The sequence below is a fragment of the Imperialibacter sp. genome (assembly GCF_040222385.1).
Taxonomy (GTDB): domain Bacteria; phylum Bacteroidota; class Bacteroidia; order Cytophagales; family Cyclobacteriaceae; genus Imperialibacter.
In genome coordinates this window covers 50,989-73,056 of sequence record NZ_JAVKDF010000049.1, presented here as the reverse complement: position 1 = coordinate 73,056, position 22,068 = coordinate 50,989, and the positions used below count along the sequence as shown (strand labels likewise).

General features: G+C 46.2%; 24 protein-coding genes. 5 read left to right on the top strand and 19 right to left on the bottom strand.

All coding sequences use genetic code 11. The annotated features are described in order from the left end of the window. Positions 1-185: 185 nt before the first annotated feature. From RIG68_RS23730 to RIG68_RS23715, 4 genes are all read right to left on the bottom strand, one after another. Positions 186-968, bottom strand: coding sequence for a DUF2705 family protein (locus RIG68_RS23730; RefSeq protein WP_350128267.1), 783 nt, complete (start codon positions 966-968; stop codon positions 186-188). Positions 969-973: 5 nt separating this feature from the next. After that, positions 974-1,873, bottom strand: a complete 900-nt coding sequence (locus tag RIG68_RS23725) for an ABC transporter ATP-binding protein (RefSeq protein ID WP_350128265.1) — start codon at positions 1,871-1,873, stop codon at positions 974-976. Beyond that, the gene (locus RIG68_RS23720; RefSeq protein WP_350125148.1) at positions 1,870-2,532 is read right to left on the bottom strand and encodes a TetR/AcrR family transcriptional regulator; all 663 of its coding nucleotides are present in this window, start codon (positions 2,530-2,532) and stop codon (positions 1,870-1,872) included. The genes RIG68_RS23725 and RIG68_RS23720 overlap by 4 nt, the downstream gene beginning before the upstream one ends. A gap of 482 nt (positions 2,533-3,014) precedes the next feature. Next, positions 3,015-3,824, bottom strand: a complete 810-nt coding sequence (locus RIG68_RS23715) for an SDR family NAD(P)-dependent oxidoreductase (RefSeq protein WP_350128262.1) — start codon at positions 3,822-3,824, stop codon at positions 3,015-3,017. Between the two features lie 83 nt (positions 3,825-3,907). On the opposite strand from RIG68_RS23715, the gene RIG68_RS23710 reads away from it, so the two are divergent. Then, positions 3,908-4,333 carry a winged helix-turn-helix transcriptional regulator gene (locus tag RIG68_RS23710; protein ID WP_350128259.1) on the top strand — a complete coding sequence of 142 codons (426 nt, stop codon included), beginning with the start codon at positions 3,908-3,910 and terminating at the stop codon, positions 4,331-4,333. A 68-nt stretch (positions 4,334-4,401) separates the two neighbouring features. On the opposite strand, the gene RIG68_RS23705 is transcribed toward RIG68_RS23710, so the two are convergent. The 8 genes from RIG68_RS23705 to RIG68_RS23670 all read right to left on the bottom strand — a co-directional run bounded on the left by RIG68_RS23705 (position 4,402) and on the right by RIG68_RS23670 (position 13,566). Further along, positions 4,402-5,076 (bottom strand): hypothetical protein, encoded by a 675-nt coding sequence (locus tag RIG68_RS23705; RefSeq protein WP_350128256.1) that lies wholly within the window; start codon positions 5,074-5,076, stop codon positions 4,402-4,404. A gap of 184 nt (positions 5,077-5,260) precedes the next feature. Then, a complete protein-coding gene (locus RIG68_RS23700) occupies positions 5,261-5,941 on the bottom strand; it encodes a hypothetical protein (protein WP_350128253.1) in 681 nt (226 codons plus the stop codon). A gap of 763 nt (positions 5,942-6,704) precedes the next feature. Continuing rightward, entirely contained in the window at positions 6,705-7,073 is a 369-nt protein-coding gene (locus tag RIG68_RS23695; protein WP_350128250.1) for a DUF1801 domain-containing protein, read from the bottom strand. A gap of 11 nt (positions 7,074-7,084) precedes the next feature. Next, positions 7,085-7,543, bottom strand: a complete 459-nt coding sequence (locus RIG68_RS23690) for a GyrI-like domain-containing protein (protein ID WP_350128247.1) — start codon at positions 7,541-7,543, stop codon at positions 7,085-7,087. Between the two features lie 55 nt (positions 7,544-7,598). Further along, on the bottom strand, positions 7,599-8,309 hold the full coding sequence (locus RIG68_RS23685) for a helix-turn-helix transcriptional regulator (protein ID WP_350128244.1): 711 nt from the start codon (positions 8,307-8,309) through the stop codon (positions 7,599-7,601). 159 nt (positions 8,310-8,468) lie between these two features. Continuing rightward, complete coding sequence (locus RIG68_RS23680) at positions 8,469-11,717, bottom strand: thioester reductase domain-containing protein (protein WP_350128241.1); 3,249 nt, start codon at positions 11,715-11,717, stop codon at positions 8,469-8,471. Between the two features lie 128 nt (positions 11,718-11,845). Beyond that, positions 11,846-12,892, bottom strand: a complete 1,047-nt coding sequence (locus RIG68_RS23675; RefSeq protein WP_350128238.1) for a fatty acid desaturase family protein — start codon at positions 12,890-12,892, stop codon at positions 11,846-11,848. 290 nt (positions 12,893-13,182) lie between these two features. Continuing rightward, entirely contained in the window at positions 13,183-13,566 is a 384-nt protein-coding gene (locus RIG68_RS23670; RefSeq protein WP_350128235.1) for a DoxX family protein, read from the bottom strand. A 121-nt stretch (positions 13,567-13,687) separates the two neighbouring features. On the opposite strand from RIG68_RS23670, the gene RIG68_RS23665 reads away from it, so the two are divergent. Then, entirely contained in the window at positions 13,688-14,062 is a 375-nt protein-coding gene (locus RIG68_RS23665) for a winged helix-turn-helix transcriptional regulator (protein ID WP_350095280.1), read from the top strand. A gap of 101 nt (positions 14,063-14,163) precedes the next feature. On the opposite strand, the gene RIG68_RS23660 is transcribed toward RIG68_RS23665, so the two are convergent. Then, positions 14,164-14,838: a DJ-1/PfpI family protein gene (locus RIG68_RS23660; protein WP_350095277.1), complete on the bottom strand. Its 675-nt coding sequence runs from the start codon at positions 14,836-14,838 to the stop codon at positions 14,164-14,166. Between the two features lie 32 nt (positions 14,839-14,870). Then, positions 14,871-15,896, bottom strand: a complete 1,026-nt coding sequence (locus tag RIG68_RS23655) for a polysaccharide deacetylase family protein (protein ID WP_350128231.1) — start codon at positions 15,894-15,896, stop codon at positions 14,871-14,873. 127 nt (positions 15,897-16,023) lie between these two features. On the opposite strand from RIG68_RS23655, the gene RIG68_RS23650 reads away from it, so the two are divergent. Both RIG68_RS23650 and RIG68_RS23645 read left to right on the top strand, forming a co-directional pair. Continuing rightward, positions 16,024-16,356: a winged helix-turn-helix transcriptional regulator gene (locus RIG68_RS23650; protein WP_350095271.1), complete on the top strand. Its 333-nt coding sequence runs from the start codon at positions 16,024-16,026 to the stop codon at positions 16,354-16,356. Positions 16,357-16,451: 95 nt separating this feature from the next. Beyond that, positions 16,452-17,309 carry a TolB family protein gene (locus RIG68_RS23645; RefSeq protein WP_350128228.1) on the top strand — a complete coding sequence of 286 codons (858 nt, stop codon included), beginning with the start codon at positions 16,452-16,454 and terminating at the stop codon, positions 17,307-17,309. 72 nt (positions 17,310-17,381) lie between these two features. Here the strand turns inward: RIG68_RS23645 and RIG68_RS23640 are convergent, their stop codons facing one another. The 4 genes from RIG68_RS23640 to RIG68_RS23625 form a co-directional block, all read right to left on the bottom strand. Next, positions 17,382-18,320: an SRPBCC domain-containing protein gene (locus RIG68_RS23640; protein WP_350128225.1), complete on the bottom strand. Its 939-nt coding sequence runs from the start codon at positions 18,318-18,320 to the stop codon at positions 17,382-17,384. Positions 18,321-18,419: 99 nt separating this feature from the next. After that, a complete protein-coding gene (locus tag RIG68_RS23635; RefSeq protein WP_350128222.1) occupies positions 18,420-19,001 on the bottom strand; it encodes a dihydrofolate reductase family protein in 582 nt (193 codons plus the stop codon). A gap of 43 nt (positions 19,002-19,044) precedes the next feature. Beyond that, positions 19,045-19,494 (bottom strand): SRPBCC family protein, encoded by a 450-nt coding sequence (locus tag RIG68_RS23630; RefSeq protein ID WP_350128219.1) that lies wholly within the window; start codon positions 19,492-19,494, stop codon positions 19,045-19,047. Beyond that, positions 19,478-19,816: an ArsR/SmtB family transcription factor gene (locus RIG68_RS23625; RefSeq protein WP_350125116.1), complete on the bottom strand. Its 339-nt coding sequence runs from the start codon at positions 19,814-19,816 to the stop codon at positions 19,478-19,480. The genes RIG68_RS23630 and RIG68_RS23625 overlap by 17 nt, the downstream gene beginning before the upstream one ends. Before the next feature lie 294 nt (positions 19,817-20,110). Between RIG68_RS23625 and RIG68_RS23620 the strand changes: the two genes are divergently transcribed. Continuing rightward, positions 20,111-20,302 carry a hypothetical protein gene (locus RIG68_RS23620; RefSeq protein ID WP_350128216.1) on the top strand — a complete coding sequence of 64 codons (192 nt, stop codon included), beginning with the start codon at positions 20,111-20,113 and terminating at the stop codon, positions 20,300-20,302. Between the two features lie 64 nt (positions 20,303-20,366). On the opposite strand, the gene RIG68_RS23615 is transcribed toward RIG68_RS23620, so the two are convergent. Beyond that, positions 20,367-21,452 carry a hypothetical protein gene (locus RIG68_RS23615; RefSeq protein ID WP_350128213.1) on the bottom strand — a complete coding sequence of 362 codons (1,086 nt, stop codon included), beginning with the start codon at positions 21,450-21,452 and terminating at the stop codon, positions 20,367-20,369. Positions 21,453-22,068: the final 616 nt, after the last annotated feature.

The following is a 22,068-nucleotide window of genomic DNA, read 5'->3' as shown; positions in this document are numbered from 1 at the left end:
TTTGATTTCAAAGAATCCCAATATCGGAAGTTCTGATGAATAGAAGCAATCAATATTCTATGTTGATCACCGTATTAGACTACAAAAGTATTGGCCGCCTAACCAAGGAAGACCAATGCCTAGCCTGGGCTGGATAGCCAGCTCTCTCTGACAATCCAAACTTTTGTAGTCTTTGCTCTATGGAGTCAAGTCTGATCTGTCTTGTTCCACCACCAATGGCTTGCCACATAACCCAACACCGCTACCAGGCCCACCAGACCAAAGCTGACGGCACTTAGCGAGGCCTTCATTTCGGCGCTTATACCACTGTACAATCCTGGAACAGACCATGGAAAATACTGCCCCAGCCCAACGGCCCCTACGATTTGCGAGACGATAAGCATCAGCACCACCAGCCCGATAGGAGCGAGGTAGCCTTTCCCAAAGATACCCATGAAGGAAACCGGCGTACCTAGAAGCATCACCAGTAGCGTAGTGATAAAATAGCTGCTCAAAGCGGAGGTAATTATACTGAGGTCAAAGCCATCAAGTCCCAGCAAGGCGCCGACAGCCAGTCCAAGCAAAAGATTGGCCGCCACAAGTGCCAGGCACCACAGGGCATACACAACGAACTTTGCGTTGATGATGCTACTACGGGAAGCTGGAAGGGCAAGCAAGTCCTTGGCAGTCTTGTCCGAATACTCACGGCCAAACAACCAGCTGGCCACGAAGCCGAATACTACCACGCCACCTACACCCACTATCTGGGTGAGCAAGCCGACGTATGAGGGCCAGTCCGCAGAGAAGTTCATCAGTTTTGCTTTTTCACTCAAAGGAGAAGACCCCATATCGCCTGAGTGACCGAGGAGGTAAAGAGAAAGCCCACCCATGACTGGGCCCAGGGCAAAAGCGGCAAAGGTGACCCATACAATGGTGGAATGCCTGAGTTTTAAAAATTCGGGGGCGATAGCTCTCAGCGAGGGTGTCATATTGATTATTGTTGAATAGTTCTTAAAAAATAGCTTTCAAGGTCTTCCTCGAAGGTGAAAAGTTTGGTCAGCCCCACATGTTCCGCTATCACCATTTCGGCAATGCGATCAGGCTCACTCATCCACTGGCGATCCATGATTTCCACTTCGCTGGCAGCGTTTATCCTGAATGGAATCCCGTTTTTCCTGAGCAGGTCAGAGACCCGGACATTGTCATGCGAATTCAGGATGAGTTTCCTGTCGATTTCGTCATGCAGCTGATTGGCTTCCAGCTCCTTAATCAGTGTGCCTTGATGAATAATACCGATGGTGTCGGCCACCTTGGCAATTTCACTTAGCAGGTGGCTCGAGATCAGTACGGTGGTGCCTTGTGAACTTAGCTCCCGGAGCAGGTGGCGGATTTCCACAATACCTGCCGGGTCGAGTCCATTCACAGGCTCGTCGAGGATGAGCAGCTCGGGGCTGTGCATAAGTGCTCTGGCCAGGCCAAGTCGCTGAAGGTTGCCAAGAGAAAGGTGGCTTGCCTTTATGTTTCGATACTGGTCAAGCTTGAGTCGGGAAATCACCTTGTCGATGACTTCTTTGTCCTTCAGGCCATGATAGCTGTAAAAAATACGCAGATTCTCCACCACGGAAAGGTCAGGGTAGGCACAGGTCGACTCGATCATGTAGCCCACTTTGTCCCAAATGGATGGATTGCCGGGTACTTTCTGCCCAAAGAGCGCTACGCTGCCCTCTGTTGGTTTGATCATGCCCAGGAGCATACGCATGGTGGTTGTTTTTCCGGCTCCATTGAGGCCAAGGGATCCGTAGATCTTCCCTTGCGGGATCTGCAACGACACCCGGTCGACCACTGCGGCACGTCCGTACCGCTTGGTCAGGTTGTTTGTTTCAACGATCATCATTTGTTCTTAAAACCGTTTTTTTGGATCTCTACAAACTGCTGAGCAATGGCGACCAGCTCCTCTTCGGGCAGGTTGTAGAGTTGTTTGTTGTTTTGAATGTTTTGACGGAAGTCTTGCTGGTAGTGCAACTCCATGAACTCAAAAATGGAAAGCTGCGTCTGAAGCACGTGCCAGGCCAGTATTTTGCGGTCAATGTCGTTTCGCAGCTGTCCGTTTTCTACATACTGATCCACCAGCTGATACATAATATCCAGGGCTTTCTGCTTCCTGATGGCTTGAATATTGCCCAGTTCCTCGGTGTTTTTCTCTCGCAGCACATTGTAGAGGAAGGCGCTGACCACCCCCTGCGTTTTGTCGAAGTGCACCTTGGCCCGAAAGTGCAGAATAATCAAGTCGAAAAAGTCTTTGGGCGGTTGTTTAATAAACCCCTTGTCGTTTGCCAGCCGCTGCTGTACCGCATAGTCGAGCAGGTAGAAGTAGAGGGAATGTTTGCTCTCAAAGTAGCGATAGAAGCTGCCTTTGGCCAGGTCCAGCTTTTTGATGATAGTAGAAAGGGAGGCAGACTGGTAATCGTTGAAGGCAAATTCTTCAAGGCAAACCCCGATGATTTCCTGCTGCCTTTCCTGTGGTAAGTTGTTGAATGTTTTTAAAGCGACCATATAGTAGCGACTGTATGGTCGCTAACGTATCGGAACTGTTTTGGTTGCGGAAGTAAAGAAGAAAATGGCAAGACGTTAGGAGAGGTAATTCAATGTCGTTTAGTTAAGAGCATTTTACCCTTAATCCCTAAAGGGGCCTACTAATGGTCACTGTATCGCCCTTTAGGGCTAGGGGTAAAAATGGAATTGGGCGACCGAACCTCTTAACTAAACAACATTGGGGAGGGGCTTAAAAAATGCTTACTGCTGCCTGCAGCACCACGGCAACAAAGAATAGAATGACCCAGGCGAGCAACTCACCTTTCAGAATCATGAGGTAGCCTTTGAAGAATCGTTTGATCATTACTAAAAATAGCTGAAATAGAGCAAAGTTCAAAAGGTAGGGCTGATCTTTTGGGCCTGCTGGTGGAAATGATTTGGCAATTTACCAGGAGGATAGTTACCCGATTCAACGCAACTATCCTCCTCAGCAGGTTTGGTCGTTATCTTCTGAATGCTTTTCTCATCATGTTTTCATTGTTTTTCCCGATGAACTGGGGGGCAATGCGGCTGGCAATGAACGACGTGATGCGATTGGCCGTGCCCGGAATAATGGTGGCTTTTTCGGGGAACTGCTCCAGGGCAATCTCGGCTACTTCTTTGGCTGACATCGACTTCATTGGAGTTTTTGAAAAGTCGATGTCCAGGCCAATACCGGCCGACATGGGCGTGTCGGTGAGCCCGGGTGATAGCACGGACACATCTACGCCTTTTTGTTTTAGCTCAGCCCGCAGCGACAGCCCGAAGTTGAGTACGTAGGCTTTGCTAGCGGCATAGTTGGCAAAGTAGGGGCTGATCATATGACCTGTGAGGCTCGACACCAGCAAGATGCCACCTCTTCCCGCTTTTGTCATTTTCTGAGCAAAATGGTGGGTGAGTTGCATGGTGCTTTGCACATTGAGTTGCAAAAGGGCGGTCTCTTCCTGGAGGGGTTTGTCGGTGAATGCCCCGTGGCTTTCCAATCCGGCAGCATGAACAAAGAGGCCAACGAAATCTTGCCGGGCCATCTCTTTTACCCTTTCAATGCCCTCCTGCGTGCCGAGATCCGCAGTGATTTTCAGGAACTTCACCTGATAATTGGCTTGTATCTCACTTTCCAGTGCGTCTAGTCTTTCAGCGCTGCGGCCCACTGCCATGATGTTTACTTCCCGCTGTGCCAGCTCGAGTGCAATGGCTCTGCCAATGCCTGACGAGGCCCCTGTTATCAATGCCCAGCTGCCATAGCGTTTGATAAATTCCTTCTGTGTTACCATAAATTAATTAGTTTGATTAATTTTACTTCTAAAACAAAAGTAATAATTACTTCTAAAACAGAAGTGATATTCATGGAAAAGTTATGGATACGAAATTCAGGTCAAGTTGTCCGATCAGTTCAGCGCTGGATATCCTTGGCGATAAATGGACTTTGCTGATCATCCGGGACATTATGTTCGGTAAGAAGTCGACCTTTAAGGACTTTTCGAGCTCAGGGGAAAAGATAGCGAGTGGCATTTTGGCCAACCGATTGGCGAAGCTGGAGACTTTGGGAATTCTTCACAAGGGCAAACTTCCCGACAACAAAAAGACCGTGATTTATTCACTCACACAAAAGGGGATAGAACTGTTGCCCATCATCGTCGACATGATCCTTTGGAGCGACAACAATCTTGGCGATCATGTGGATGAAAAAATGCGGGAGCTGGCCAAAAAGATCAGGCTTGACAAGGAGGCCTTTGTCAATAACTACACGGGACATTTGGAGTCGTTGATGGCTGCGCCGTGAATGGCAGTTTGGTGACTCGATTATGGAGCTTTCTCACTCACTAAATCTTCAAAAAAGTCTGTTGTTAGCTAAGAATCCATCGGTATCGAATTGTTGATTCTTAAGTACTGCTTTTTGTCAAGATTATCGTACATGGTAACCCAAAATTTCTTCCGCCTATTTGTCATGCCAATAAGGGAGTTCTCAGTGTTAGAATCAACATAGTTGAAAAACCTTATTGTCCCGTTTCTAGCATATCCATATACTTCCTGGCCTTTAAAATGTTCGGCTAACCACATAACCAAAAAGTTAAAGCCATAAAAACCTGAACTGGGCAAATGGATAATTGAAAATGAAGTACGACTACCAATAGCGTAGTTTTCAATATTTACTTCTGGAGATGTCTCCCTGGCTTCAACAAGTTGCTCTCTTATTGAATTAATATCGAGTGAGTTGACCAGAATAAACTTCTCGAACCCAGCAAAATTTATAGGTTGCCGAGATATGGTTTTGTAGTCTTTCGTTGAAGTTTTGGAGCCTACTTGCGGAAGAACCTTTAAGCCTAATAAGTCATCAAGAATTAACAGCAGTAGCCAGAATGGAGTTAGTATAAATATGAGCAAATCCCATACTCGTTCAAATGGAAATATTATAAACCCCCAAACCAGTTTGACAAAATCCTTTGGATATTTTATGAGAGCAACAACAAATGCAATTACTCCGAATAAGAATAGTGTTGAAATTATTAGTTCTAAGTTCTCCAAATCTGATTCATGCTATATAGCGCCTCGTCCGAGTGCCTGAGTGAGGTTGTTTTATACACTGTGCTACCCACTTTCACTTAGCCACGGCCATGTTAAAATTATACTTTGTGGCAGAGATTCCAAACCAACCTAGCCATATGAACTGCTAAATGCCCACATTCTTTCTTAGCCGTGTAAAGAACATTTAAACATTGTTAAATTGCGTAATTTTTGAGTCTAGAGCGTCGAATTGTTCGACATAAGTCGCCAAGTCCGTGTCAATCCATTTGAGCATTTCAAAGACTTCGTCTCGGATATGTTTGGCACCGTCAAAATCGACCATGTTGCCGGTGAAGCAGATAGGTTCATTGTGATAAACTCGATTTCTAAATTCTCTAATACGATTCAATTTCTGAGAAATGTGGCTCCGATTGATGCTGTTTGGCTTGTTTGAGAAACAGTGGATAACGACCCCACCAATAAGTCGATAATGGTGGGGCTCAAATAGGGATGTCCAAAATCCGAAAGACTGTTCGGCTATTACTTTTCCTGATGATATTGTTCCTCCTTTTCTTTTTATGGTTCGTTCGGCTTTGGTAATTGAGTTTTTAAGGTAGAATTGTGATGGAGTAAGAGAATTATCACTCATAAATCCGTGTTTTTCTGAAATTACCCAGTTTGGGTTGGCGAAATGAGAAGAGATTTGATTATTTATAGAATTGCGAAGAAAAATCTCAAAAAGATTTAGGATTGGGTAGAAAGCCTGGCTTACTCTGAGATTGATTTTATAAAGCCGTTGCGCTTTGGTTTTGGAATTGCCTACAGCAGCCAAGAACCGCTGCATGCGTGGCTGTGATGTGAAATACTCAAGTTTGTTGTAATCCAAATTTCGAGTGCCTTAGTAACAAAATACAATAATACGACGTATATTTGTATTGTAATGCTTGATCAAGCCTCTTCCTTTGGAACGTAATCAAGTTTAAGATAAGAGCCTCTGAGAAATCAGGGGCTTTCTTATGTCACTCAATTGAGGCTAATGAAACCATTGTGTTAGGAGTATTTTTTAAACCTCGCTGACTTTACAATCATGTGTTACTGACAAAGTTTGCTGATCAACAGTTAAAAGGTAGTGCTCAACAAAATGTAACTTTTGATAAACTTGGATGTAGATGTAGAATTGTCCGCCTAGTTCCAATCTGGAATGCACAATGATTTGAGGTTGTGAAGAGTTAAATCGAGGCTTTTTAGTTATTATTGGAGATTTGTCTGCGTTGACTGAAACACTTGGGCCTGGGGTCTCCTGGTTCATTGCCTTGACAAATTCTCTGTCAAAGTCCTGGCATCCATAAAAAACTCTATAGTAGCCATCGGTTCGGGTAACATCGTTAAACCTTACTATTCGTTGGTCTGGAAAATCCTGTTCTAGTAGATTAGTTAGAAAGTAGTCCACAGCGACCTGCTCTGGAGTCTTGTCGTCCATTGATGAGAGAAAAACAGCCACGAAAAGATAAATCGCCCTGATCCACATAGTAGGTTACGTTGCGAAAGTTGCTCCTAACATGAGTATAGACCCGACTCACATACTCCGTGTATCTCTCCCTCAAGTTACTACCAATTTCCGAAATATGCTTTTCGAACCTTCAACGATCTTACCCCTTAATCACTATTGTCCCGTTTCTGTACAGATCCAATGCGCTGTTCAGCAACTCTTCAATAGTTTCCACAGGCAGGTCTTCGTTGGGGTTCACCCTGAAAATTTTCATGCGTGAACGCTCTCCGGCTTCTAACTTTGGATGGTCGAGGTGCTTTCCCTCAACGAAGAGGATGTAGGGTTCTTCTGTTTTTTTGTCTGTCCACAGGTAGCAAAACATCTTTTTCCTGAAACAGAAGCAGGGCATGCCCCACTTCTGCGTTTCAGTCACGTTGGTGTCCTGTGCAAGGATGATACTGCGCAATGCCAACAGACAGCTCTTGTTGGGCTCTTCCTTGTTCAGGTAGTAGTTGTCAATTTCTCGCATTTTACGTCGGGTTACTTCACGGCCACTAAAAAGTCAACTTCTGCATTCGCCGGGTTTTGTGCTTTTTCGCCAAACACCTCGAAGTCAGCTGAAAATGCCCTGTCCAAATCCAGTGCCCGTATTTTTATCCACTCCGACACGATCAAGCCTTTTGTCAGATCGCCCTTGGCGGTAATTTTCACATAGTCGCCTCCCTCAAAAGTTCTGCCTACCATGCCATCCGGAATTGCCTCCAGACTTTCCACCTTACACCCAAGGATGGCTGTATATGGTGCCATGTGATCCCCTTCGTAGTCGGTGTAAAGTGAGTAGATGGTGCCGTCCACTTTGCCAGGGATAGCATTTAGTAGCTCTTCGGAAAGGAACCTGCCCCATAGTTCGGCAATGTCTTTGGCGCCCTGTCCATTTTCGTTGGTTGTTCTTACTGAGATTCCAATGATCTTGAATGGGTCAATTTTTACTTTTTGCATCGCTTAAATATTTTGATTCGAAGCAAAGGTAGATGGCTCTTGTGCCAAGGGTGTGTCAGGGGTGGTAGCCCATTTTTTTCCGACATTGTTCAAAATACTGTTCTAACGTAATTTTGTGTGGCTGAAACTGGCTGTCCGTTTGCAGTAAGCTTTGAATTCGGTCAAGCCTGAAGGCCCTAAAGCCGTTTTTTAGCTGACAAAAAGCAATCAGGATCCAGTTGCCCTGTGTAGTATACAGGGCAAATGGCTCTATTTTTCGCTGACTTGGCTGATTTTCCAAGGACAGGTAATTAATCTCTATCACATGGTAGTTTGAAATGGCAGATTGAAGCTGGATGAGATGGTTGCTTGTCTTTTTGTTTTCGCTGTTGTCCCGCACCTGCAACCGGTCGGAGAGGAGCTCTGTCTTGGTTTTCAGGCCAAGCTTGAGGATTGCCTTTATTTTTGTTGCGGCGCTTTCATAGTGCTCCACCAGTGACTGATCCTTGTTCGCCCGAATCAATTTTTCGGCGATGACAATGGCGCTTGCTTCCTCTTCAGTAAACATCACCGGCGGAAGCTTGAAGCCTTCCATGATCGAGTAACCTTTGCCTTCCTGAGTAACAATGGGAATGCCTGATTGCTCAAGGGTTCGAATGTCCCGATAGACAGTTCTTATGCTCACCTGGTGCTTTTTCGCAATGTCCGTTGCAGTCACCAGTTGTTTTGATTGCAGCTGCGTGAGAATGGCCGTCAGCCTCGCAAGTCTGGGTTTGTCTTCCGCCATTTTATTTCTCCTGTCTGTTGCTCACCTTTTCCTGTCAGGTAAGCCAGATCGCCTGTTGGTATTAAAGGTCATCTTTTGTAGCTCGCATTCCTACAAAAAAAATGGGACGCTTGTCTCTCCCGAGGCAGGCGTCCCACCAAAATGATCAACTTGCCTCTATCAGGAAGCTATTTTCACATCCTTTTCTAATAGTTCCACGTCTATAATTTCCTTGCTGATCATAAATGTCAACATGCCCCTTACTGTTTCTTCAAGCGTAGGGTCGAGCACGCCATGAGGCGATTTCACTTTTGCTTCACAATAAGACTCGTTGCTATAGCGCTTGAACTCCATGGAAGAGATATTGTTGACAGACCTTACCAGGAAGTCGAGCAGCGGAAACAGGAGGTCTTGCTTTCCACATTTGCCCACAATTTCAGGTACAAACTTTGGCAGCTCAAAACCTTTGAACTCCCTGCCTGTCAGCTTGGTGATGATATCAGTAATGTCTTTCATGCGTGCGTATTCGTCACGTGTCACATGGAAGGTTTTGTTGACCGAATCGGGCAGGCCGGAGATGGCTACGACGTTGTTGGCCACAATGTCCACAGGGGTAAAGCTTACCTGATTGAATGAGTTGACAGTGATGCCGTGGTTGATCATGAAGGCAATCAGCCGGATGGAAATGTCGAAGTTGTTGCCACCGCCATACACCGAAGGGGTGATGAGCGCAGGCCTGAACACCCGTGCCTGGAGCCCCTCCTTCATGGCGTCGAACACGATTTGCTCCGACACCCATTTCGTCTGGCTGTAACCAAAGTCGAGCAGGTCAAGCGAATTGCAGGTATCAGTTTCAAAAAGCGTGTCTTTCACAGCCCAGCCAAAAATAAAGGTGGTGGACACGTGATTGAGGATCTTAGGGTTGCCGTCCAGTGCCAGCCTGATGATTTCGTTGGTGCCATACACATTGGTGTCCCACATTTTGTCATAGTTGAACAGATAGTTCACAAGCGCACCATTGTTGTAAATGGTGTGTGTGTTGGTCGCCAGCAAGTCCCAGGTTTCCTTGTCCAGCCCAAGCTGGGGTTTGCCCAGGTCTCCACATACTGCCACCACTCGCTTTTGAAATTCAGCCAGGTATTCACATTCTGGAACGTTCGAAAGGTCAAAGGCCTCTTTGAGTCGGGCAAGTCCTTTCTTTTCGTCATCAGCTCTTACCAGCACATAAATGGTGTCTGTAGTTTGCTGAAGCAAGCTTTTCAGAATAAACGGCCCCAGGAAGCCAGTTCCGCCTGTGAGCAGGATCTTGCCACTTTTCAGGTGCGCAGGGTCGTATTGAGGGGTTTTTGGCTTAAACGACAGCTTGGTGTCCTGTAGCATTCGCTTTTGTTCAAAGGCATTGTGCTCTTTCTGAAGCTTGAGAATGGTTTTCTTCAGACGGTTGATAGCAAGAATGGACGACGTGCTGAATTGTTCCATCAAATCGAAGAATTCAGAAACGCTTATTTCCTGCAGCAGGCGGGCATCGATTTCCGATGCCAGCTGAGCCGCCCCGCTGTCCTTAATGAGCTCCTTCACGTCGTGAATGAGTACCACAAGGTCGAGAGAGTCGAGCACATGTACCAAAGAGTAGGTTTCAGTGCCGGTGAAGCCATACTTCTTCAAAATCTCATCGAATTGGGTGTTCGTCAAACGAGCCCTTGGAGCGTCGGTGTTATGCTCTACCAGGTTATGGTTTTCAATTACCTCCAACTCACCATTGGCCCAAAGCTGCTTGGTCTTCTGGCGCATGATTTTTCCAGAGGTGGTCTTTGGAATGCTTTTGGTGTTAGTGAAGGTGATTTGTGAGGGAATAATATTGAGTCTTTCCCTGATCTGGTCAGCAATTTTTTTATGATCAGGGATTTCATTTTTCCGTTTAAGGCCAGCCACAATCACGAGTTTTTCCTCCCCGTTTTCTTCGTGGGCAAATGCCGCCACATAGCCTTCCCTAATGTTGTTGCTGGACTCTTCGACGATTTGCTCAATATCCTGCGGATAGTAATTGGCCCCACGGATAATGATCATATCCTTGGCTCTGCCGCAAATGTATAGCTCCTGTTCATGCAAAAATCCCAGGTCGCCCGTTCGCAGAAAAGTGTGGGTGGCACTGCCGTTTTCGCTCGCTATTCGAGCTTCAAAGCATTCTTTGTTCAGTTCAGGTTTTCCCCAATAGCCCAATCCCTTGCTTGGGCCCGCCAGCCACACCTCGCCCACCTTGTTTTCACCAAGGTCAACTCGTGAATTAGGGTCGACTATTTTCACGATCTGGTCTCTCAGGGGCTTGCCGCAGCTCATGATTTGGGTTAGGTCACCTCCCTGTCCGTTCTCGAATTTCAGCTCATGATTAATGAGTGAGTTGGTGAGCACCGATACTGATTTTCCGCCCCACTGCGAAACGGCCAGTGTGTTTTCGGCGAGGCCATAGGCTGCGCCAAGTGCCGTTTCCTTCAGCCCACATGCGCTGAATTTTTCAAGAAACTTGTAGAAAGTGCCTGCCCTGACTGGCTCTGCCGCCGTCATCAGGTTTGTCAGTGAGCTAAGGTCCAGCGAAGCGAATACTTCATCCGACACTCTGCCCGGCTGGAGCAGGTAGTCGTAGGCAAAGTTGGGTGCCGAGGAGTGCGTGGCCTTGTATTTTGAAATGGTTTCGAGCCAGAGCGCCGGCTTTCTGATAAAATCAAGTGTGGAGAAGCCAATTGATGTACCCCCTTTCATGATGATGAACAGGTGATAGCCGATCAGCCCCATGTCGTGGTATTGTGGCAGCCAGGTAACGGTTACCGGGGGTTCCGATAATACATTCTCGGCATTGTTTTCAAGGTTTTCATGCGAGATCATTACCCCCTTGGGGTCGGTGGTAGAGCCAGAGGTGTACTGAAGAAAAAGAAACGATGATTGCCGCTCATAGTTGGTCGCACTTGTTTCGTGGGTAAATTCAGAGGTGTTGATCCAGGGTAGCTTAGTTAATATGGTTTTCTCAACAATGTTATTTCGATCCATGTTCAACTTGAGCGACCAGTAGTACTCTCCATTGGTGAGAACGGCCACAGCACCACAATCTTTGGCGATATGTTCCATTTTGTAGTATGCCGACTGGAAACCCGATGAAGTAGGAGGGTAGGTAGGCACCGGAACTAATCCCAGGCGAACGCACGCAACAAACGAAACGATCATTTCAATGCCGGCAGGGTAGGTAATCAAAATCCTGTCGTCTTTTTTGAATTTGTAATTCTCGGCCAGATTGGATGCCACAATTCTTACGGCTTTTTCAAACTCTTCGTAGGTGTATTTTTCAACTGATTTTCCATTGATATCCAGAAACTCAAAAAGCAGTTTATCGGGCGTTTTCTGGACCCAATGGTTCAACTTATCGGAAAGGGTAGGCATAGATCAAGCGGTTTTTGGGATGATTATATGTTAGATAGAAATAGGTTGTTGGGTATGAATATAAAAAATTGGCTTAATAATGAGCTTCCGGTCGAAAAAAAGATGGATGATGCGTCTGGCAAGCCTGGTTATTTTGCAGCCAGGCTGAGGTTTTGCAGGTGCCCATAGTGCTCCCTGATGGCATCAAATATCGTTTTATTCTGTTTGTAATATACACCGTGTTTTTCTGCTATCGGTTGAATCAACTTTGTAAGCTCACGGTAGTGCGTATGGCATACTCGGGGAGCCAAATGATGGGCCACGTGCATGTGCAGTCCGCCATAAAACCAATTGCCAACCGTGCTGTTCAGCGAGTGGTCGGAGGTGGTGGCAAACACATGATAGATGAAATGATCATACTCATCTCTGTCCAGGGGAAACTCATTTAACCGCAATGGGTGCTCTACCTGTATGATGGTGGCGCCAATCACACCAATTACCAATTGCCAAGCCACAAAAGAGACGATGATCAGCCCTGTCGGCACACCTATAAAATAGATTGGCAGCAATAGCACATAGCCGATGTAGGCCAACTTAAAAACAAAGAGCTTGACATACTCCATGCGGGGATGCTTCTTTCCTTTCAGGCCATTGAGGAATGGGAAGAAAAAGCATTCGAAATCTTTGATAAAAATGTAATCAAGGGAGAAGAAACTGTAGACCACAAACAGGTAAAAATGCTGAAACCTATGGATGAGTTTATGCTCATGATGTGGTGTGTACCGCAGTAGCCCACGAGCGACAAGCCCGTCGTCTTCGCCTTTAATATTGATGAAATTGTGGTGTTGTTGGTTGTGAAGTTGCCTCCACATGTATGAGTTGATGCCACAGAGGTCGAAGGTGTAGCGAAGAAGTTTTCTTACCCGTTCGTTCTCGAAAATTGACAAATGATTGGCATCGTGGGCGATATTCAGCAGGATGAACAAGTGCGAGAACAGATGAAAGCCATAGAGCAGCACGAACATGGCGGGCGAGGTGCTGAAGGAGTAAAGCAAAACCAAACTTCCGACCCACCAGACAGCGGCAATTGCCAGCTTAACTTTCATTTGACCGTTGGCATATCTCGAGATGCCATTTTTTTCAAAATACTGGTCAATGGCTTCGTACAATTCCTTTTTAAAGGCAGTTGAAATCATGTTAGCATAAAAAGTGAAAGACCGGGCTTAAAAAATTGCCTCGCACAATATAGGGTAACAGTTAGAGTTTTTCAACTGTAGATTTAAATGGCTCATGTACAATATTTTGGATGGCTAAAAGGCTTGCTACATATTTCAATAACGAGACTCTTGTTAGAGGCGGTGTCCTGGCGTAAGCCCGAAGTGATTTTTTGCCGTATTGGCGTACTATGGAGCCGGTAAGCTTAATTAGTATGAATAAAAAGCCCTGACTTTCCGGCCAGGGCTTCCTGTTTTAGTTTAAGAGGAGATTAGGCAGCTACGGCCACTTTGATTTCGTTCGCTTTGCTCAAATAAATCCTCGATACCACCAAAAGGGCGAAGAAAATCACTGGCCCTGCCACTACTGAACCTGGGTCGCCACTTGCCGTGTGGGCAATAGCTGCTGAAATGAAGGTAATAGCAAAGCCCGCATAGGCCCATTCTTTTACTCTCAAGGGAAATTGTGGAGTTAGTAGTACCGCTGCACCGACTAGCTTAGCCACACCCAATTCCATGCGAAAATAGGCTGGAAAGCCCAGATGAGTAAAGCCTTCTGCCACCTCCGGATTCATGAAATACATCAGGCCACTCATCACCATCATCACACCTACAATGCCAGTGGCAATCCAGTATATCACCTTGTCTTTTTTCATTTTGATTGTTTTAAATGTGTACTATTTGTTTGACGATGCAAACTTATCTACATTTGCTATAGAATATATAGCACTATACTTTTGTATAGCACTAACCTTTGGTATAGTAACACGATACGACATGGAAAAACCAGAAGTACAGGAGGTCATTGAGCAGGAAAAAACCCAGGAAACATGTACAAGGATGCTGCTGCCGGTGCGTGACGCCCTGGAAGTGTTGAGCGGCAAATGGAAGCTTCAGATCATTATCGCCCTTACCTTTGGTACCCGGCGTTTCAGGGAAATTGCCCGGGAGGTAACGGGTATTACAGATAAAATGCTCTCGAAGGAGCTAAGGGACCTGGAAGAAAACATGCTTGTGAAGCGTACGGTCAAAGATTCATTTCCCCCGTCGGTTGAATACAATTTAACGGAGCACGGCAAAACACTCCAAAAGGTCATTGGCGAGCTTCGGGAGTGGGGCGTGATGCATAGAGAAAAGATCATGGGGGAATAAAAATAGGCCTATTCCTATAAGAGGTGAAGCTTGCAAGTCCCATATTTCGGCAGGTGCCATTGGTAATTCCAATTGCCCGACCTGGTATATCTCCAGATACTTTATAAAACGATTTTTTGAAGTAGCCGCAGTCTTTTGTCAAACTGTGGTTGAGTGAGTTCCACTCCAAGTTTTAAAATGTGAGGGTCGGCTGTTTTGGGATGTCCTGAGTCGAAAGGCGGCTCCGGGGTGTATTCCAATAAAAGCTGGATGGTTTTGGCCATGTCTTCACCTCCAACAATTGCCGTGAGTACTAACCCGAAATCAATGCCGGCTGTGATGCCCCCTCCGGTTATCCTGTTTCTGTCGGCCACCACCCGTTGCTCCAACACCTCAACGCCCATTAGTTTCAGTAGCTCAAGAGAGCGCCAGTGGGTGGTCGCTTTGTAGCCGTCCAAAAGGCCGCAGGCTGCCAGCAATAGAGACCCGGTACACACTGCTGTGATGTATTGGGCGGTTTTGGCTTGCTCCACAAGAAAGCGCTTGTAGGTTTCGTTTGTCAACAGCGCAGTAACTCCCCGACCGCCTGGCACAAACACAATATCCACGGGTGGGCAATCGTCAAACGAGTAATCGGGTTGAAGGAGCAAGCCGCCCTCACCTTTGATCGGCATCTTATGCTCGCTTACAACAAAGACTTCGAAACAGGTTGCCCTTACAAATACATCGTAAGGTCCGATGAAGTCGAGAAGGGTGAGATCGGGAAACAGCAGCATTCCAATTTTGAGCTTTTTCATGTCAGTGTTTATAGTTGTGTCAAATTTGAAGACTAGTTACGGATATTATCTCTTTTTGCTTGGAGCTCCCGCCAGGTGGTTAAGATAAACCCTTGCTGTTGCACGTAGCGTTTCAATTCAGGATCTGTCATGGAAAGTAGATCTCCTCTTCGTGTATTTCCTGAGTCGGTTATGGCTGAAAACCCTTTGTCGGCATCGGTGCAGTGAATGAGGATGACAGTTATCCCTGGTGCTACTGAATCCAGTAGCTCTTTGTATTTTTGTGTCTTGAACGTTCGAAGGTTCTCGTCGGAAGCCTCCAGGTCGGATGGAAACTCCCAGTCGTAGCTGAGCAGGTACAAGTCATCTACTACTACCAGTCCGGCATCCCAGATCTCTTTCCCTTTTTGGCGTATGGCATTGAGTACTTCAGCAGTATCATAGCTGCCTGATCTGTTGTTAGCAAGCATATTGAGCCCGGCGAGTGGCCCCTGCGCCAGGGCTTGCTGCATCAGCGTGTTATTTCCTGCGGAAAAAAGAATGGGTATGTGCTCTTCAATCCCCACCTTTATATACCTGTCGAGGTAGTCTGGTGTAGCCCACAACGTACCCATGTGCGTATCAAGATGGGTGGGTGAGAAGCCCATGGTTCTTGCCTTTGCGAGTTGGGCTCTTATTTCGGTTTCTATTTCATTAGCTGAGGCGTGAGCAACCACGTCGGCTACGTTGCTCCATAAGACCCCTTCCATGTCCGATAAACCCGGAGAGGCTTTGATACCCGACACTGAAGCCCACCGGTATCCTGTCCATTCGGCTGTGTGCGTCAAATGAAGCCCGGCATCCAGGTTTTTGTTTTCCGCCAGGTATTGCCCCATTTCCGACACCCACGGGCATGGCATCATCACACTCACAGATGTAGCTATTCCGTTTGTCATGGCCTGAATAGCTCCTTTATTTGATGCATGTGACATACCGGCATCATCTACATGGAACATAATGACTTTGTCACCCTTTTTCCACCCAAGTTTTTCTGCATAGGTTTGGGCAAGGGCATGATTGATGGCAGGATTTACAAGCATACTTAGTAAGAGTATAGGGTGGTGGACTTTTAGAAAAGTGCTTTTTGACTCTGTAGACATCGCTATTTATTTTACTTTGCATCAAAGTAATGTCCGTTCTTTTTATCACACAATAAGTCAAATTTTTATGACTACTAAAGAAAACGAGGTTGGACTCTACTGTCCCAAAGAGTTTTTGTTGAAGATGCTTACCGGCAAGTGGAAGCCATGCATCTTTCGCTATGCCACCCAGGGTCCTGTGCGGTTTAGTCAAATAATCAAGTTGTTGCCAGAAGCTACCCGACAATCGTTGACCAATGCTTTGCGTGAGTTGGAAGAATGCAATATTCTGGAAAGAAGGGTAGTAAAATTGAAGCCGTTGCATGTTGAGTACACACTTAGCGAGCTGGGGGAAGAGTTCATTCCCATTTTTAGGGCTGTCGATGAGCTTAACCTTTTACCAGTAATGCAAAAGAAGTAATTTGAGTTGCAGCTATCGGAAAGCAATTGGTTGTCTGCCACAGTGAAACGAGGTGTGGATGGCGTGCTTAAGCCGGTAAAACTGGTATCTTGCGGATGATGAAATCTACTTTGATTTCCTGCCTCTTTTTTTTGACGCTGTGCGCAGGTTGCACCGTACCACCTTATTCTCGCCAGGATATAGAAAAACTAAATGGGCTGGCTGTGGGAAATGGTATAAGTTTGCACCCGACCGAAAAATGGATGCTGATTTCCCGCCCTTCTGAGTTTACCAACAAGGCAAATGGCAAACCATTCTACAAAATCTATTTTCTCGAACTTGGTGAGGACGGATGGGGAGAACCACAAACTGTTTCTTTTGAAAGCCGGTTCAACGACTATCACCCTGTTATCTCACCTGATGGCAAGTGGGTCTATTTCAATTCAGACCGTCCGCCTCCAGGCGGCGAAATCCTACCTGCCGAAAAGATGAACATATGGAGGGTAGCTATTCGCTCTAACGCATTTTCAACGCCGGAGTACCTAACGGACATCAATACTGAACATCACGAATCTTATCCCTCCGTTACTGGCGAGGGCGTTCTTTATTTTAACTCTGACAGGCCCGGGGGCAAAGGATCCATGGATTTCTATCGGGCGTCGCCTATCGGTAATGGCTTTTCGGCTCCCGAATTGGTTGCGGCGTTGAATACGGCAGACAGCGAAAACGATTTGACCATTGATCCACAGGAGCGATTCGTTGTATTCAACCGGTACCTGTTCGACACAAACGAAGTTGACCTCTTCATTAGCAACAACCAGGGCGGCTCATGGACGGCACCTGTGTCGCTGGATAAGATCAACCAGGCGGATGTATGGGAGCTAACTCCCACTTTGTCGCCCGGTGGCACTTATTTGCTGATAGAAGTAGATGGAAAAATTCAGGTGTCTTTGATGGATGATGTTTTAGAATAGCAGAGCTGGCAAGATCGGAGACAGCTGGTCAGCTTCGGTCTTCCGACTTCGGGCTCCCGCCTCCTCACTTCCTCATCCCTTCTCGTTGCAATTAAACATCCAGTTGATACCATACCTGTCGGTGCAGCTACCATAGTATGCCCCCCAAAACATGTCCTGTAGTTCCATGGTTACTTCTCCACCGGCCGACAAAGCATCGAAGAGCCTTTTGGTTTCCGTTCGGGTATTCGGCTCCAGATTAATATGCATGTTGTTGCCTGGCTTCACCTTCATGCCCATCGACTCCGGTGCATCGGTGGCCATCAGGATGTGACCGCCCAGTATCTCCAGTTCGATGTGTAAAATCAGCTTTTTGTCGGCCTCAGTCATTGGGGGAGCGCCTTCCATCGGAGGTATTTCGCCGAAACGCTGGATGCCACCTTTGAATTCGGTGCCGAATACAGATTTGTAAAAAAGGAATGCCTCTTCGGTGTTTCCTGCAAAATTGAGATAAGTACTTACTCTTGACATATTTGTGTTTTTTAACTGAGTCATCAAATTGATCCTCGTCTCGAGGTATGCTGCCATCCGCTCCATGTTTTGTCGTGCTCCCTCAAACGCCCCGTGCTCGTCAATCACGTAGTCCAGGTCGGATTTAGACTGGAACAAGCTGCGCATGGTGAGGAGCGTTTTACCCTCCTTTTCTTCAAAGGTCACGGTGACGTGAAAGTTGCCTGGAGCATCATCGCTCCCGTTGCCGTGTACATACACCAGCTTTTCCGGAACGACTACCTCTTTGAAAACAATAAGATTGGGATAGTCTGTCCCGTTGGGGCCGTGCATGGTGAGCCGGAACTTGCCACCGGGTTTGACGTTCATTTCATGAACAGTGTTGGTGAAGCCTGTAGGCCCCCACCATTGGGCGATGTGTTCCGGTTCTGTCCAAACCTTGAAAACGAGCGCACGGGGAGCATCTATAAGCCTGCTGGCAATTACTTCCCTGTCCGTTCTTTCTACATGCGTGGTGTTCATGTGTGATATCGTTTAGATGTGAAGAAGTCGTTTGATAGGTTATCTGGCATGCACATTTCAGCCAGTCTCATAGTTAATTTCCGCCCTTAGCGGTCGCTGCTATTGTTTATCCACTATATAATTCAGTTCTGTTACCCCGGAAGTAAATTGTCGGGTGTTCAATAGTTTTAGATTTATTTTGTCTTTGACGTTCACGAACAAAGGAATGCCCTTGCCAAGAATAACTGGATTAACGAATAGCCAGTAGCCATCAATTAAGTTCTCATGGATAAGCGAATGTGTGGCTGTCGGGCTGCCAAAAACCAGGATATCTTCGCCACCACCTTTGCGGGACTGCTTTATTTCGTTTACGTTGTCTGAAAGGTTGTCGCTAATAATTGTTGTGTTGGTTAAATCTGTACCACTCATTGTTTTTGACAGAACAACTTTGTGAACCTGGCTATACCATTTAGAATGTTCAATATCGTGCTTGGTTGCTGTTGGCTTGTCTGCTGCGGTAGGCCAGTAACTTTCCATCATCTCATAAGTTGCCCGACCGTACAATGCAGTATCGCCTTTGCTTATCCGTTTACCGACGTGGTCAAAAATTTCCTGATCAATTTTAATCCAGTCCATCTCCCCATTCGGCCCTGCTACAAAACCGTCAAGCGACACGTGCATAAATGAAATTAGTTTTCTCATGTGGTTTACTTTTTATTGTTCTCCTTTCGGTAATAAAGTGCAACTATACTTTTGGGTTGAAATGACGGGCCAGCAAGGCCTCCAGTCGGTCAAAATTTTCCTCGTTGGAAGGTTCAATCACTTCCCGGGATTTGGCACATTCTTCGGCAGATTTGAAAAGCATTCGGAAAGTGATCAGGGTGCCTTCGCTCTGACTATCAAAAGTGGCAATCACCTGGAAGGCGTGCACAGGCTCCACATGGTCAAACACAAGCCGTTTGTTGGGCACGATTTCCACAAAGACACATTTATTGTCAAAACTTGTCCCCTGGGGGCTATGCATGGTGAATTGCCATGTGCCACCAGGGTTTAATTCGAAGGTGTGGAAGGTGTTCGTAAACCCTTTTGGCCCCCACCATTGTGCCAGCAGGTCAGGATTGCTCCATGCCTGGTACACCTCAGCCTGAGAGTAGTTCACTCTTCTGGTGGAAGTAATTTCACAATCTTTGCTCATCGCCTTTGTCTTTTGCTTGTAATTCTTTGATGTATTTTTCCATCGCATCCAGCCTTTCTTCCCATTCCTTTTTATAACGACTCACCCAATCCGATACTTCATGCAGTGGTTTTAGCTGCGCTTTGCAATAGCGCTCCCGTCCCTGCTGTTCCATCATCACCAGGCCGCACTCTTCCAGTATTTTCATGTGCTTTGAAATGGCCGGCCTGCTCATGTCAAAGTTCTCAGCCACTGTATTCACGTTCATCCGCTTGTAGGCAATCAGGTTAATGATCTCCCTGCGGGTTGGATCGGCAATCGCCTGGAATACGTCTCGTCTCATTATGTTCCTCTTTTGGTAACCGTTCAGTTACAAATATAAATGGAAACCGATCAGTTACGCAATTTTGTGCCGAAATTTTTTTCAACACTTTTCATTGACTTTAAGGGAGGCAGGCTCGGAATGCTTAAGACGCTTCAGAAAGATGGTTTTGCAGCTACGATGCATGCACTAGTATTCAAAATGAGCAGAATTTATGGCAAAATCTTATTGGATTTTGGGTTACTTTTTATAAGTTTGATGTATTGATTTAGTACAATATTTTATTTAATTAATTATAAATTAATCTCACCAGCTATGAGAGCATTAAAAAGTAGAACCATTTTCTTATTCGGTGTTTTATCGATTTTTATGATCACTTCATTGGGTGCATGTACTGCCAGCCGCCCCAGCAGTGCCTGGCAGGATGTGGGCCATGCCCGTGACCTCGGTAAAAAGAAAGGTAATCATTCAAAACGAATGCAGAGAAGGCCAGCCAATCACCGGTAAAGGAGGAAGAGGAGTGTTGTTGTTCCGAATCGGAGATTTAGCACTTCTCTTTTTATTCTTTTGTCTATTTGGCTGCGTCAAAGCTTTCTTTCAGCACCTCTTTCAGCAAATTAATCGCCATGGAGATCGACTGTAAAGAGGCGGTTTCTTCAGAAGTATGGTAGCCGGTAGTGGGAATCTGAATAGTTGCCCCACTGATGAGTCCGTCGGTTCCTTCAATGATACGGCCTAACTCGGTTCGTCCAAGCGACAGCGGCTTTTTACCGTCGACCAACCTTTGCTCATTGTGGTGCTCAATGAAGATGTCCTTATACACCGTTTTTATACCCAGCTTTTCGCTGGCTGCTGCTATTTCAGCGACCATTTTCTCGTCGAAGTCGGCAGTGGCGTCTTTGTGTCGGAGGATAATTTCGCTGTCAGATGCTTCTTTTTCGTCTTCTCCGAAGGGGCTGGTGTCGAGCACAATGAGTTTTTTAGTGGCTTGCTCCACTCTGTAAAACCAATCGGCCAGGTAACGCCAGCTACGGCCTGCTTCTTCCTGTGCTGTGAAAAAGGCCGTACCCTGGTAGCCTTGCGAAAATAGGTATACAACCACAGCCACCATCAGTACATTGTCGAGCTGTGCAGAGACTCGACCATCGTGGATCGTGATGCGATCGGAGTAGGCTATAGGCACGCCGGGAGTTACATGCTCCAGCCCGTTGATTTCGATGATCAGGTTTTTTCGCTTCTCACTAATGTAGGAGTGGTGGGTAATGCCCTGCCCAAGATATGTGCCTGACCATGGCTCGTAAGCATGCACTTGTTGGCTTTCAAAGCGGTCGGCAATCTTTTCCAGCGTTTGCTCCGACACAGAGTTGCCATTGAGCTCGCTTCGGTTCTGGGTTACAAAGGCTGCGTACTGAAATTCGTTGGGTCCGGTACAGATCAGGCCATGCCGGTCGACATGCGCAGAGAGGTAGTTACTCGTCGGCTTGTTGCCCTCTGCCACCAGCAAACCCTGATAGAGGCTGATTTTAATCCCCATTTCTTCCAGTTCCCGGCGGATCAGGCGAAAGAATGGTTCTTCATAGCCTACCACCGAGGGTTGGCGAACCAACAGCTTGAGGTAGTCGAGAAAAGTAGTAAGAGAGGCAGTTGATGGCTCCACGGTTTTATAGTTGGGAATGAGTGAAAACTTGAAGCGAAGCTAAGGAAAAGCCGGGGAAACAGGAAAGACAACGAGTTGATCAAAGCACCATAGACTGAAAGGGAGAGGCCTGATGTATGATAACGCTTTATATCAGAGGCAGAGGCATTGCAGTTATGGGAAGGATTTGTTTTTGAGTGAAGGCACGAGGTTGATGGTATTCTCAAATTATCAAAAGCACTGAGCTTTGGCTTAGCCCGGCTTCAATTTACGCCAACGGATCAGCTGCTGGTTTTTATTCAGTCGAAGTGATTTTGGGCTGTTTATTTTCTGCTTTATTTCGGTGACCACGTGTTTTTTTTATAAAATATTGATAATCAATTATTTATGAATATTGTCTTAATGTAATCGATGTATCCATACGACGCTAAATTAAACTATGAGCAACATCGGTAGACGCCTATTTGCATGTAACTTTTTGATCTGATTTTAACTAAAATTGAAATTTTGGTATTTTTTGAAGACGATCTTTTTTCTTACTTTCTTTAATTCTGTCTTTCTTTTCAAGCGCTGAAAATTTCTCTGGTGCAGGACGCAAATGTAGCGTTTCTGGCTCTGAGTGTAACTATTGGTGGTT